The organism is Streptomyces sp. R41, assembly GCF_041053055.1.
Lineage (GTDB): Bacteria > Actinomycetota > Actinomycetes > Streptomycetales > Streptomycetaceae > Streptomyces.
On record NZ_CP163443.1, the window covers coordinates 6,397,341 to 6,410,619 of the forward strand.

General features: G+C 70.4%; 8 protein-coding genes. 5 read left to right on the plus strand and 3 right to left on the minus strand.

From position 1 onward, the window contains the following. The first annotated feature begins 38 nt into the window (after window positions 1-38). Window positions 39-479, plus strand: coding sequence for a hypothetical protein (locus tag AB5J53_RS29430; protein WP_369248636.1), 441 nt, complete (start codon window positions 39-41; stop codon window positions 477-479). Window positions 480-571: 92 nt separating this feature from the next. Here AB5J53_RS29430 and AB5J53_RS29435 read toward each other — a convergent pair whose 3' ends face one another. Next, window positions 572-1,780 carry a nucleotide sugar dehydrogenase gene (locus AB5J53_RS29435; RefSeq protein ID WP_369248637.1) on the minus strand — a complete coding sequence of 403 codons (1,209 nt, stop codon included), beginning with the start codon at window positions 1,778-1,780 and terminating at the stop codon, window positions 572-574. 270 nt (window positions 1,781-2,050) lie between these two features. On the opposite strand from AB5J53_RS29435, the gene AB5J53_RS29440 reads away from it, so the two are divergent. Further along, window positions 2,051-3,757, plus strand: a complete 1,707-nt coding sequence (locus AB5J53_RS29440; RefSeq protein WP_369248638.1) for a glycerol-3-phosphate dehydrogenase/oxidase — start codon at window positions 2,051-2,053, stop codon at window positions 3,755-3,757. A gap of 72 nt (window positions 3,758-3,829) precedes the next feature. Here the strand turns inward: AB5J53_RS29440 and AB5J53_RS29445 are convergent, their stop codons facing one another. Next, on the minus strand, window positions 3,830-4,906 hold the full coding sequence (locus AB5J53_RS29445; protein ID WP_369248639.1) for a serine hydrolase domain-containing protein: 1,077 nt from the start codon (window positions 4,904-4,906) through the stop codon (window positions 3,830-3,832). A gap of 184 nt (window positions 4,907-5,090) precedes the next feature. Between AB5J53_RS29445 and AB5J53_RS29450 the strand changes: the two genes are divergently transcribed. The 3 genes from AB5J53_RS29450 to AB5J53_RS29460 all read left to right on the plus strand — a co-directional run bounded on the left by AB5J53_RS29450 (window position 5,091) and on the right by AB5J53_RS29460 (window position 12,139). Beyond that, entirely contained in the window at window positions 5,091-7,313 is a 2,223-nt protein-coding gene (locus AB5J53_RS29450; protein ID WP_369252537.1) for a serine/threonine-protein kinase, read from the plus strand. A gap of 170 nt (window positions 7,314-7,483) precedes the next feature. Continuing rightward, on the plus strand, window positions 7,484-10,351 hold the full coding sequence (locus tag AB5J53_RS29455) for a protein kinase (RefSeq protein WP_369248640.1): 2,868 nt from the start codon (window positions 7,484-7,486) through the stop codon (window positions 10,349-10,351). Between the two features lie 165 nt (window positions 10,352-10,516). Beyond that, the gene (locus AB5J53_RS29460) at window positions 10,517-12,139 is read left to right on the plus strand and encodes a serine/threonine-protein kinase (RefSeq protein ID WP_369252539.1); all 1,623 of its coding nucleotides are present in this window, start codon (window positions 10,517-10,519) and stop codon (window positions 12,137-12,139) included. Between the two features lie 535 nt (window positions 12,140-12,674). Here AB5J53_RS29460 and AB5J53_RS29465 read toward each other — a convergent pair. Beyond that, a complete protein-coding gene (locus AB5J53_RS29465; RefSeq protein WP_369248641.1) occupies window positions 12,675-13,088 on the minus strand; it encodes a hypothetical protein in 414 nt (137 codons plus the stop codon). Window positions 13,089-13,279 lie beyond the last annotated feature (191 nt).

Here is a 13,279-nt window from a genome sequence, read left to right on the forward strand (position 1 = left end):
TAGCCGCTACCCTTGCTGTACTCACGGGCACCTTGGGTATGACCAGCGAGGCCAGCGCTGCCTCGAGGACACCGTGCCGGAGCGCGAGGCTTGACTTCAACCCGGCCTTCTGCGGCATCAATCACATCAAGGATCACGGGCTGGTGCAGGGCAAGAAGTCTATCGCCGTAGTTCAGGGACGAGGTCCTATGACTCTCACCCTGACCGCCATGGAAACCGTGAGCAATACGAAGAGCGCGTCGATCACGGTGGCCGCTGAGCCCGTGTCGGCGGCCGTCGGCTTCGATGTCACGAAATCGCGCACGAAGAGCATGGCGGGCAGCTGGAACGTTCCCAGGGGCAAGTTCGGGACTTTGAATGCGTACCCGCTCTACCAGGAGTACTCCTTCAACGTGTACAGCAAGATTACTGGCGAGAGCGTGGGCAAGGGGACTGCTCGTAAGGCGATCGGTTACCGCTACGAGCACTCGGCCAGGTAATTCAGTTGCTCGGTCAAACGGCCTGCCGGTTCAGCCGGTGGGCCGTTTCCGGCTCAGCGGGGTTCCCCGTGTGGGGATCTCACCGGTGACGCTTACAGCCGGTGCGCCGCCCCGGTCGGGGTCGCCCCCCGGGTGTCGAGCAGCAGCTGGGCCTTCACGGACAGTCCTTGCAGGTCGTACGTGCGGTGCTGCTGGAGCAGGATCGTGAGGTCGGCGTCGGCCGCGGCCTCGTAGAGGGAGTCCGCGCGCGGGACCGGATGCCCGAGGACGCGCCAGGCCGGGACGTGCGGGTCGTGGTAGCTGACGGACGCGCCCAGTTCCATCAGCCGCAGCGCGATCTCGTGGGCGGGGGAGCCCTGCTGGTCGGCGAGGTCGGGCTTGTAGGTGACGCCGAGGAGGAGCACGCGCGCGGCGCGGGCCGATTTCCCGTGCTCGTTGAGGAGCGTGGCGGCGCGCTGGATGACGTACTGGGGCATGTGGTTGTTGACCTGCTGGGCCAGTTCGACCATCCGCAGGGTGCGCCCCGAGTGGCCGGCCAGGTCCTGGGGGATGCCGTGGCCGCCGACGCCGGGCCCCGGACGGAACGCCTGGAAGCCGAACGGCTTGGTCTCGGCGCAACGGATGACGTCCCACAGGTCGACGCCCAGGTCGTGGCAGAGCACGGCCATCTCGTTGACGAGTGCGATATTGACGTGCCGGTAGTTGGTCTCCAGGAGTTGCACGGTTTCGGCTTCGCGTGGGCCACGCGCGCGTACCACCTTGTCGGTGAGCCGCCCGTAGAAGGCGGCGGCCGACTCGGTGCACGCGGGGGTCAGACCGCCGATGACCTTCGGTGTGTTGGCGGGAGCGAAGTCGCGGTTGCCGGGATCGACCCGGCTTGGGGAGTACGCGAGGTGGAAGTCGCGCCCGGCGCGCAGCCCCGAGCCCTCTTCGAGGAGCGGGCGGAGGAATTCCTCCGTGGTGCCGGGGTGCACGGGCGATTCCAGGATCACCGTGGTGTGCGGGCGCAGCCGCGCGGCCAGGGTGCGGGCGGCCGCCTCCACCTGGCTCAGATCGAGGCCGCCGTCCGCACCGCGTGGGGTGGGCGCGCAGATGACCGCCGTGCGTACCCGGCCGAGCTCTGCCGGGTTGGTGGTCGGCCGGAAGCCCCCCGAGAGCATCCGGCGCAGTTCGGCGGGGGTGAGGGAGCCGCCTTCCGGCCCCGTTTTGTAGCCGAGTGTGGGGATGCCGGCGGCGACGGCGGCCTGGGCCAGGGGCAGGCCGAGATGACCGAGTCCGATGACGGCGAGATCTGCGGGCATGGCGTGGGCCGTCCTTCCCAATAACCGAAGCGGGACAGGTGCGCAAGCCCTGTGGACAGGATGGACGAGCGCAATGTCAGACTAGGAGTAAATATGACCGATTTGCTGGATTGTTCGACCTTGATTCCTTGCGAGTCGCCGAGAGTTGTCCACAGGCTGAGGGCGGACGGTGGCCGAAGTCGGGCATGACGGTCAGACTTTGAGGAGGGGGATGCGAGCCGGGCCCAGCCGGACAGGTGCGGCCGGCGCGACAGACAGCGGGAGGCAGCGGTGAGGACAGCGACACTGGGGCCGGCGGAGCGCGCCGAGTCACTGGCGGGAATGGCCGAGCGCGAGCTGGACGTGCTGGTCGTCGGCGCGGGCGTGGTCGGTGCGGGTACGGCGCTCGACGCCGTGACACGCGGCCTGTCCACGGGCCTGGTCGAGGCGCGTGACTGGGCGTCCGGCACGTCGAGCAGGTCCAGCAAACTGATCCACGGTGGCCTGCGCTATCTGGAGATGCTCGACTTCGCGCTGGTGCGCGAGGCCCTGAAGGAGCGCGGGCTGCTTCTCGAACGGCTCGCACCGCACCTCGTCAAACCCGTCCCGTTCCTCTACCCGCTCCAACACAAGGGCTGGGAGCGGTTGTACGCGGGCTCGGGCGTCGCCCTCTACGACGCCATGTCGCTTTCGAGCGGCCACGGACGCGGACTGCCCACACACCGTCATCTGACCCGCAGCCACGCCCTGCGCGTCGCCCCCGCTTTGAAGAAGGACGCGCTGGTCGGCGCGTTGCAGTACTACGACGCGCAGATGGACGACGCCCGCTATGTGGCCACTTTGGTGCGCACGGCGGCGGCCTACGGCGCGAAGGTCGCCAACCGCGCGCGGGTGACCGGCTTCCTGCGCGAGGGCGAACGCGTTGTCGGTGCCAGGGTGCAGGATGTCGAAGGCGGCGGGGAGTACGAGATCCGCGCCAAGCAGATCGTCAACGCCACGGGTGTGTGGACCGACGACACCCAGGCGATGGTGGGGGAGCGTGGCCAGTTCCACGTACGGGCGTCCAAGGGCATCCACCTGGTCGTCCCGAAGGACCGGATCAACTCCTCCACGGGCCTGATCCTGCGTACCGAGAAGTCCGTGCTGTTCGTGATCCCGTGGGGGCGCCACTGGATCATCGGCACCACCGACACCGACTGGGACCTCGACAAGGCCCACCCGGCGGCGTCCAGCGCGGACATCGACTATCTGCTGGAGCATGTGAACTCGGTGCTCTCGGTTCCGCTGACCCGCGACGACGTACAGGGCGTGTACGCGGGGCTGCGCCCGCTGCTGGCCGGCGAGTCCGAAGCCACCAGCAAGCTGTCGCGCGAGCACACCGTGGCCCATCCGGTGCCGGGACTCGTCGTCGTGGCGGGCGGCAAGTACACGACGTACCGGGTGATGGCCAAGGACGCCGTGGACGAGGCGGTGCACGGCCTCGACCAGCGGGTCGCCGAATGCGTCACCGAGGACATTCCGCTGCTCGGTGCCGAGGGGTACCGGGCGCTGTGGAACGCGCGAGCGCGGATCGCGCAGCGCACGGGGCTCCATGTAGTGCGCGTGGAGCACCTGTTGAACCGCTACGGGGCACTCGCCGAGGAGATCTTCGACCTCATCGCCGAGAACTCGTCCCTGGGCGAGCCCCTGCCGGCCGCCGAGGACTATCTCCGGGCCGAGATCGTCTACGCCGCCTCGCACGAGGGCGCCCGGCACCTGGACGACGTGCTGACCCGGCGCACCCGCATCTCGATCGAGACCTTCGACCGCGGCACGCGCAGCGCCCGCGAGGCCGCCGAGCTGATGGCGCCGGTCCTCGGCTGGGACAAGGACCAGATCGAGCGCGAGGTGGAGCACTACGAGAAGCGGGTCGAGGCCGAGCGGGAGTCCCAGCGTCAGCCGGACGACCTGACGGCGGACGCGGCGCGGCTGGGAGCGCCCGACATCGTGCCGCTGTAGCCGGCCCCGCCCAGCTGGATGTCACTCGAACGGGTGTCGTGAGCTGGGATCTTTGCTCGGAACCCGTCCGTTCTACGGGGTGCGGGGGCAGAACTCGGCAGCGAGCAGGGCGGGTTCGAGGTCCGGATCTGCCATCCCGTCCGTGTTCACCCGGAAGGTGAGGACACGACGACCGTCGACGGTGGCCGCGGTGCGCACGTAGCTGCCGGAGATGCGGCCGTTGTGCCCCCACACCGTGGTGCCGCACGGCAGCTTCACGGGAAACAGGCCCATGCCGTACGAGCCATGTGCGGTACGGGTGTTGAGCATCTCGCGCAGCCAGCGCAAGGGCAGCAGATCGCCGCCGAGCAGGGCCGCGTAGAAGCGGTCCAGGTCGGCGAGCGTGCTGATGAGCTCGCCCGCCGCGCCGGCCACGCGCGGGTCGAGTTCGGTGACGTCGGATCCGTCGGCGGCGTAGGCACGGCCGTGCGGCCAGGGAAGCGAGGTGCGGGCGCCGGGGAACGAGGTGCTGGTCAGACGGAGCGGAGTGATGATGCGGCGCTCGGCCTCGACGGCGTACGAGTGGCCGGTGACCTGCTCGACAACCATGCCGAGCAGTACGTAGTTGGTGTTCGAGTAGGCGAAGCGGCCGCGGTCGGCCGGGGGGTGGGTGAGCGCGATGCGTACGGCCTGAAGCGGGGTGACGGGGACGGTGCCCTTGGTGTCCGCGGTGAAGTCGTACAGGCCGCTGGTGTGCGTGAGCAGGGCGCGCAGGGTCAGACGGCGCCCGTCATTGCCCGCGCCGCGCACCAGGCCGGGGAGGTGGTCGTCCACGGAGTCGGACAGGGACAGCCGGTGCTCGGCGGCGAGCTGCAGGACGACCGTCGCGATGAACGTCTTGGTGATGCTGCCCGCGCGGAAGTGGTCGGAGCGGGCTATCCCGTCACCGGCCCCGGCGAAGCGTGAGCCGGTCTCCTCGCGGGCCAGCAGGGCGGCGGCCGGGGCCTTGCCACGGGTGACGAGAAGGTCGAGGGCGGCGTCCGAGGCTGGGATGGTGGGGCCTTGGGAGGCGGCAGGGGTCAGGCCCAGCAGACCGGTCTGAGCCAGGCCGAGCAGCGCCAGGGACAGGGGTATGGACACAAGTGTCCGACGTGTCCGGGGTGCAGGCATCGGCGGTCCTTCCTTGTCGCGGCCCATCATGCGGGACGGCGCTGTGCGAACGCCGGGCGGTCCCCCGCGTGACGGGCGGCTCGAGGGTGGCCGGTTGTACGCGTGAAGGGCCCCCTGGGCGCTGAGCGCTTGTCGGGTGAGGGACAATGGAGGCTCTGTCAGGGCGGGTTGCATGAGGGGACGCATGTCGGAGGCGGAGCGGGCGGGAGCATCCCGTCAGGACAAGAGCGAACGTCTCCTCGCCGGGCGCTACCGGCTGGGGGATGTTCTCGGCCGCGGCGGCATGGGCACGGTCTGGCGGGCCCAGGACGAGACCCTGGGCCGTACGGTCGCGGTGAAGGAGCTGCGGTTCCCGTCGAGCATCGACGAGGACGAGAAGCGACGGCTGATCACGCGCACCCTGCGTGAGGCCAAGGCGATCGCGCGGATCCGCAACAACGGCGCGGTGACGGTCTTCGACGTGGTCGACGAGGACAACAGGCCGTGGATCGTGATGGAGCTCGTCGAGGGCAAGTCGCTCGCCGAGGTGATCCGCGAGGACGGCCTGCTCACGCCGAAGCGCGCGGCCGAGGTGGGCCTGGCGATTCTCGACGTGCTGCGTTCGGCGCACCGCGAGGGCATCCTGCACCGGGACGTGAAGCCGTCGAACGTGCTGATCTCCGACGACGGCCGGGTCGTGCTGACCGACTTCGGCATCGCGCAGGTCGAGGGCGACCCGTCCATCACCTCGACCGGCATGCTCGTCGGTGCGCCCTCGTACATCTCGCCGGAGCGGGCGCGCGGTCACAAGCCCGGCCCGGCGGCCGACCTGTGGTCGCTGGGCGGTCTGTTGTACGCGTCGGTGGAGGGCGTGCCTCCGTACGACAAGGGTTCCGCGATCGCGACGCTCACCGCGGTGATGACCGAGCCGGTGGAGCAGCCGAAGAACGCGGGGCCGCTGGAGAACGTGATTTACGGGCTGCTCGCCAAGGACCCCCAGCAGCGGCTCGACGACGCGGGCGCACGGGCGATGCTCAACGACGTGCTGCACGCGCCCGAGCCCAGGGAGACGGTGCCGGAGCCGGCGGACGCGACGAAGGTCGTGGCCTTGCCGCCGGTGCCGGACGAGGTTCCGGGCAAGGGGACTTCGGGCGGTTCCGGGGCCAGGCGGGGCGAGGAGGCGGCGGATCGTTTGCGCGGGGCGCTGCGTTCCGTGCGGAAGGCTGCCTCCGCGGCGGGGGCTGCCACGGCGGCGGCCACCGCGGCGGCGACGGCGCGCGCGAAGGCTGTCGGGTCGGAGGCCTCCGGGTCGGCGGGCGGTGAGGGGACGGGTTCCACGGGTGCGGGCGCCGCCACGGCTGCCTCGCCTTCGGCGCCGTCTCCCTTGGCGCCTTCGACGCATTCGTCCTCGGCGCCCTCGTCGCCTTCGAAGCCGTCGTCCTCGGCTCCTTCGACGCATTCGTTGAGGAAGGCTTCCGGTGCTGGTGCGGCTTCCTCCGGAAAGGCGGGGGTTCGTGACAGTGCGTCGGTGAACTCCAGTTCGGCGGGCGCCGCGGGCTCTGCGGGTGCCGGAGGTGCTGCCGGGTCGGCGGGCCGGTCCTCGGGGTCGGGGTGGCCGGTGGCTCCGGAGCGGCCGCCGCGGCCGGTGCCTCGGGCGCCGCTCACGGATGTGGTGCCGCGGCGGACGTTGGTGATCATCGCGGTGGTCGTGGCGTTGGCCGTGCTCGGCACCGTGCTGGCGCTCACGCTCGGCGGCGGGGACGACGGCGGGTCGAAGGACAACAAGAACGGCGACACCAAGGCGGCCGCATCCAGCGGGGCGACCACCGGCAGCGGTGGCAAGGACAAGGGCGGCAGCGCCCACACGGACAGTGGTGACAAGACGGGCTCCACCTCGGGTTCCGGCCCGGAGGAGACCGCCGGCGCCACGTCGGGCGCGAGTGCCAGTGCGAGCGCGTCGAGCGGTGCGGACAGCGGCGGCAAGGAGTCGGACTCCACCGCCGTGAACACGTACAAGGGCGGTCAGGGGTTCTCGATCGGGCTGCCGAAGGGGTGGAAGTACCAGTCCACGGATGCCGGGGGAGCCCGCTTCACCGGTCCCGACGGGCAGAAGCTCCTGATCGGCTGGACGACCACGCCCAAGGACGACCCGGTCGCGGACTGGAAGAACCAGGAGCGGTACATGACGCGCTCGCAGTACACGCGGGTGCGCATAGAGAAGGTGGACTACCGCGACTGGAACACGGCCGACTGGGAGTTCACGTACACGGACGGTGGCACGAAGTACCGGTCGATCGACCGCGGATTCGTCGTCAACTCGCATCAGGGATACGCGCTGATGTATACGGCGAAAGCGTCCGACTGGGACAGCGAGCTGCGCAAGGACACGTGGAAGACGCTGACCAAGACGTTCCAGCCGAAGTCGTGACGTACCGCTCGCCGATGTGACGTTCCGCCACGGATGGGGGCTCTGAGATCTCGCATCACCGCTTTGCGGGTTGCCTCCGGCACGTATCGTGAGTGGTTGCGGACCGTACGAAGCCACAACGGGACGCAAGGCGAACGGAATTGACCAACCGGTCGGCTGGGGGAGGCATCGTGGACGACTATGCGGGACGGGTACTGGCCGACCGCTACCGCCTGCCGCTGCCGCCGTCCGACGAGTACGAACTCGCCGAGAGCCGGGCCTTCGACACCTACAGCGGGCAGGAAGTCCTGGTACGGCAGGTGCCGTTGCCGGAGGTCGTCGAGGCCGAGGTGCTCGACGCGGACGGGCTGCCCGAGGGTTTCGTGGCACGCGACGGCGGGGTGCGGCGGCCGTCCGCGCGGACCACGCGCCGCCCCACCGAACCGGCTGTGCGGCGGGCGATCGAGGCCGCGCAGGCTGCCGCGCAGATACCCGACCATCCCCGGCTCGACCAGGTCTTCGACGTGTTCGCCGAGGGCGGGTCGCTGTGGATAGTGAGCGAGTTGGTGCCCGCGAGGCCGCTGGCCGCGCTGCTCGCCGAGAAGCCGCTGAGCCCCTATCGGGCCGCCGAGGTCGCCTCCGACGTGCTCACCGCGCTGCGGGTGCTGCACGCGCACGGGTGGGTGCACGGGAACATCACCGTGCGCACGGTGCTCGTCTGCGACGACGGCCGCGTGATGCTCACCGGCCTGGCGGCCGGGGCCGCGGAGGAGGCGCTGTGCGGGTACGACCCGGTACCGGCCCGGGAGGACTTCGGGACTGAGCCCGGGGGCGGGGCCGGGGCGGGCTCCGGTGGTGGCACGGGGCAGGCGGCGAACGGCGGTTCGCCCGGCGCGGGCGGAGGTGCTCAGCGGGGTGCTGGGGCCCGTGCGTCGGGCGGGCCGAGCGGTGCCGGAGTCCGTGGTCCGGGTGGGGCCGGGTTCGGCGGCGGAGGTTCGCATGGTGTGGCCGTGGCGGCCACGGCGCCCGGCGCCGATCCGGAAGCCGCGCGACGGGCCGCGATCGAGGCCCGGGCGGAGCGGGGGACGCCCGCGGGAGGCGCGGCGGGCGTAGGCCGACGTGCGCTCGAAGCGGGCGGAGCGGGCGGGGCAGGCGGCACGGAGGGAGTCGGCGGTGACATCCGCGCGGCGCGCGCCGGGGCCATCGCCGCGTACCGCGCCGGAGCGCGAGCCGCCGCCCGCGTACAGGAAGAGGAACGGAGCAACCAGGTCGCGCTGCCCGCACCCAGGCCCTCGGCACAGGGCGAACACGCCGCCGACGCCTCGGCACCCACGGCCCAGGTTCCCGGACACGGTGGCTCGCCCCTGCTGCCCGGGCAGGACGGTTCGCCCCATGTCACCGGGTACGGCGGCGCACCCCAAGTCACGGGTTACAGCGGCCCGCCCCAGCTCCCGGGCCACGGCACCGAGCAGCGCCCCCACACCGCACCTCCCGGCCAGATAGCCGACCCGTACGGGGTCGGGGGCGGCACCAGCTGGCATGGCGCCCAGCCGCGTACCGGAACCCCTGGTGGCGTCCATGGTCAAGGGCGTGCCGCGCTCCCCGGAGGCGTGAACGGCGCCTCGGCCGGAGGGAACGGCACCCCTGAGCTCGCGCCCGGGCAGCAGTCCGCGGGCGGGCATGGCGGTCCCGGTGCCTCAGCGGCCGTCGGTGGTCCGGACAACACCCAGGGCCAGGGCGGCCGTTGGGACGAGCTCGTCGCCGGGGCGCCGCCGCGCCGGGGACCGAGCACCGCGCTCGCGGCGGAGCGGGCCCGGCAGGCGCGGATGGCCGTGGTCGGGCCCGTGACCGAGCGGTGGGCGCCGGAGCAGGCCTATCCGGTGCAGGAGAACTGGCAGTTGGCGGCGCCGATCGGGTCCGCGACCGACCTGTGGGCGCTGGGCGCGCTGCTCTTCCGTGCCGTGCAGGGGCACGCGCCCTACCCGGAGGAGAACACCGCGGAGCTCGTGCAGTTGGTGTGCGCGGAACCGCCCGCGTTCGCCGAGGAGTGCGGGCCGCTCAGGCCGGTCGTGGAGTCGCTGCTGCGCCAGGACCCCACCGAACGACTCGACTTCGAGGAACTGCGCGGCTGGCTGCGCTCCCTCGTGCGGTCCGCGCCGGAGCCCGAGGCCGGGGCCCATGTCATCGCGGCGCCGCCCGTCGACCCGAGCCGGCTGCCGATCGTACGGCGTCGGGGTGAGCTCGTCCGCAGACGCCGCGCCGGGCTGCCCGCGACCAGCCCGCACGCCCGCCACAAGCGCGCCAAGCAGGAGAAGCCGGCGAGGCCCCGCCGCCTGGGCCGGAATCTGCTCCTGCTGGTCCTCCTTCTGCTGGCCGCGGCGATCACGTACGCCATGGTCTTCATGCCGAAGGCCGAGTCGAGCAGCGGCAGCGGTACGGACGGGGATCGGACCGGTGCCGCCGGAGACGTCAGCCCGGCCCCCGACACCAGCGGCGACAGCAAGGCGAGCAGCGAGCCGCGGCCCGACCAGACCTCCCCCGGCGAGAACAAGAGCCCGTCGGGGGCGTCCAGTTCGACGAAGTCGCAGACCGGCGACCCCGATGTCGCCCAGGGATTCAAGCTCCGCAAGGATCCGGAAGGCTTCAGCGTCGCGGTCGCCGACGGCTGGGACCGTTCGCCGAAGAACGGAAGCGGCCAGGTCGTGTACTCCCACGGGGACTTCGAGCTCATCGTCGTACCCGGCCGGGACAGCACGGCGACGTACGGCAGCGACCCGATGACGTATCAGCGGGAGAGCGAGAAGGAACTGCAGCCGTTCCGGGACTCGACCTGGGCCACGTCCAGCGGGATGCGGCGGATCGACGTGGGTGGACGGACCATGGCCGAGGGGCAGTTCACCTGGCAGGACTCCGCGGGGCGCTCGCTGTACGTGCGCAACCTCGCGATCCTCATCGGCGGGCGCTACCACGTGGTGCAACTGCGCGGTCCGGAGGCCGAACGGGACGAGGTGACGCGGCTGTACGAGCAGGCGTCGGCGACGTATCAGGTCACGGGCTGAGCCGTTCACCGTCCCATCCGGCCCTGAACACCGAATGGTTCCCTCCCGTACCCGGAAGGGAGAACCGTCACAGTGCGGTCTCCGTACGACCCCGCCGGTTCCCTGCGCGGGGGCCGCTCTTTAGTCTGACCCCTGTCAAGACCATTGCGGGGAAACGTGAATCAGATGCAGGGCCTGCTCCTCGCGGGCCGCTACCGGCTTGTCGACATCATCGGCAGCGGTGGCATGGGCCGAGTGTGGCGCGCTCACGACGAGGTGCTGCACCGCGCGGTCGCGGTCAAGGAGCTGACCGCCGCGCTCTATGTCGCCGAGGGCGACCTGGCCCGGCTGCTCGCCCGCACCCATGCCGAGGCGCGGGCCGCCGCCCGGATCAACCACGCGGCCGTCGTCACCGTGCATGACGTCCTGGAGCACGACAACCGGCCGTGGATCGTCATGGAGCTGGTCGAGGGCAACTCGCTGGCCGACGAGGTCAAGGAGCAGGGGCGCATCCAACCGGCCGAGGCGGCGCGCATCGGCCTGTGGGTGCTGCGGGCGCTGCGCGCCGCGCACGCCGCCGGCGTCCTGCACCGTGACGTCAAGCCCGGCAACGTCCTGCTCGGCGAGGACGGCCGTGTCCTGCTCACCGACTTCGGCATCGCCCAGATAGAGGGCGACACCACGATCACCCGCACCGGAGAGGTCGTCGGCTCGGTCGACTACCTCGCCCCCGAGCGGGTACGCGGCCACGACCCGGGCCCGGCCTCCGACCTGTGGGCGCTCGGCGCGACGCTGTACACGGCGGTCGAGGGCAGGTCGCCGTTCCGCCGCACCTCGCCCATCGGCACCATGCAGGCCGTCGTCGAGGAGGAACCCGCCGAACCGGTCAACGCGGGTGCGCTGGGGCCCGTCCTCGCCGCGCTGCTGCGCAAGGATCCGGCCGAGCGGCCCGGCGCGGCGCAGGCCGAGCACATGCTTGCCGAGGCGGCGGCGGGACGACTGTCGAGTGCGGCGCAGTCGTATGCGCCGACGGGGCAGGCGGGGTACGACACCACGGAGACGGGGACCGGCACCGGTACCCGCGCGCAGACGGTCGCCGCCACGCCGTATCCGCCGGTGACGATCGGGCCCGTGCCCGCGCCGCCGAAGCGGCACCGCCTGCGCACGTTCGCCCTGGTCGTCGCCCTCGCGGCGATCGTCGGCGGGGGTGTCGCGGTCGCGCTGCAGCAGTTCGGCACGGGCAGCCCCGGCGACTCCGCCTCTGCATCGTCGACTCCGAGTGTCAGTGCCAGTGCCAGTGCCACGCCGAGCGACGAGGGCGGTCAGGGGGCGGTTCCCGCCGGTTGGGAGCGGCGCAACGACCCGGTGGGCTTCAGCATCTCCCTGCCCAAGGGGTGGAAGCGGTCCGTCTCCATCGACCAGGACGGCCTCCGGCAGGTCGACTACTCGCCCGACAAGGGCAAGCACCTCGTGCGGGTCGCCGTCGACACCGCGCCGGACTTCCGCACCTCGTACGAGCACATGAGCTACCTGGAGCAGCGGGTCTCACAGCGGCTGCAGGACTACAAGCAGCTGAGCCTCAAGGAGGAGCTATTCCGCGACCTGCCGGGCGTCCGCTGGGAGTACACGTGGAACGCGCTGGCCAAGGACCCGCCGCACTACTTCCCGGGGCCCTACCGTGCGATCGACGTCGGGTACATGAACAGTGACGGCACCGAGTACGCCATCTACGCGGCCTCGCCGGCCGACGACTGGGCCACCACCAGAAAGCAGTTCGACTGGATCCTGCGGGGCTTCCAGGAGGGTTGATCCGAGTGGAACAGAAGGTTCCGCTGTCACTGTGGTAGCTCTCATCGCCCCGGAGCGGGTGTTGGGGAAGCGGCCGGGTCCTGCCTCCGATCTCTGGTCGCCCGGCGTGGTGCTGTACGCGGCGACGGAGGCGTCTCGCCGTTCCGTCGCAGCAACACCCCGGTGACCCTGCAGTCCGTCCGACTCCCGGCTGGGGACACCCTGCATACCGTCGGCGTCCTGATAGGGGACGACGACTTCACGAAACGCGGTCGCGTATCGGCCCATCCGAAAATCGCGTGGGCCGATACGTCAACGATTCGAAGTCGACCCCGAGCGCTTCCCGTCCACTCTTAGGTGAGCGAAGCTCGCTGGCGAATGACAGTACAGAGGGCGCCGACAACCACTGTGCTTCAGCGAGGGGTAATCCGCAGTCGGTCGGCGTCACCTTCATCGTTCGCACCGAGGAAGTTCCCGCTTTGGTTCTAACTATTCGATTCCGTGCCCCAATGGCACCTATCTGAATCGTAGTTACGGCGGGTCGTTGTGCGGGGGCTCAGGCATAGTCCGAGCAAGAACGGACTATCGTACTCCCTTCAATGACCGCCACCTGCGCGCCGATGTAGTCGAGATCATCGCCGGAGGGCGACGCGTAAGTGGTGAAGGAGGTAGTCGATCCGTTTCCGTCGTATTCAGAATGCCAGGGCCAATCCGTTACCCATCCAGTGCCGCCGTCTACGGAAAAGAGTCGAATGGCCACATGGTGACCATCGGCAGCGGTGTCCTTGACCCAACCGCTGATGTCCACATGGTTGGCTGTCCAGTTGGTGAACGTGAGACTCCCCGAGGCGCCGGTCACCGAGCACGCGGCTCCGCCACTCGCCGCGCTGGCATTGGTCACTGTGGTCGTAGCGAATATCGCCACCGCCGCGACGCTCGTGACGGAAAGGCGCTTCAATGTGTTTCCCATAAGGAAAATGTAAGGGTTCCATGATCCACGTGACAGCATGATTCAAGCCACTCGTTTTGCCCTGTGTGGCGTGTATACCTTGGTGATTTGCCATGCTTTGTGTCTTTTTCAAAACAGGTTGTGGCCGAAAATGATCGCCCCTGGTCGCCCGGCCGACCTGGTCACGCACGCCGACGAACTGGCCGAAACTT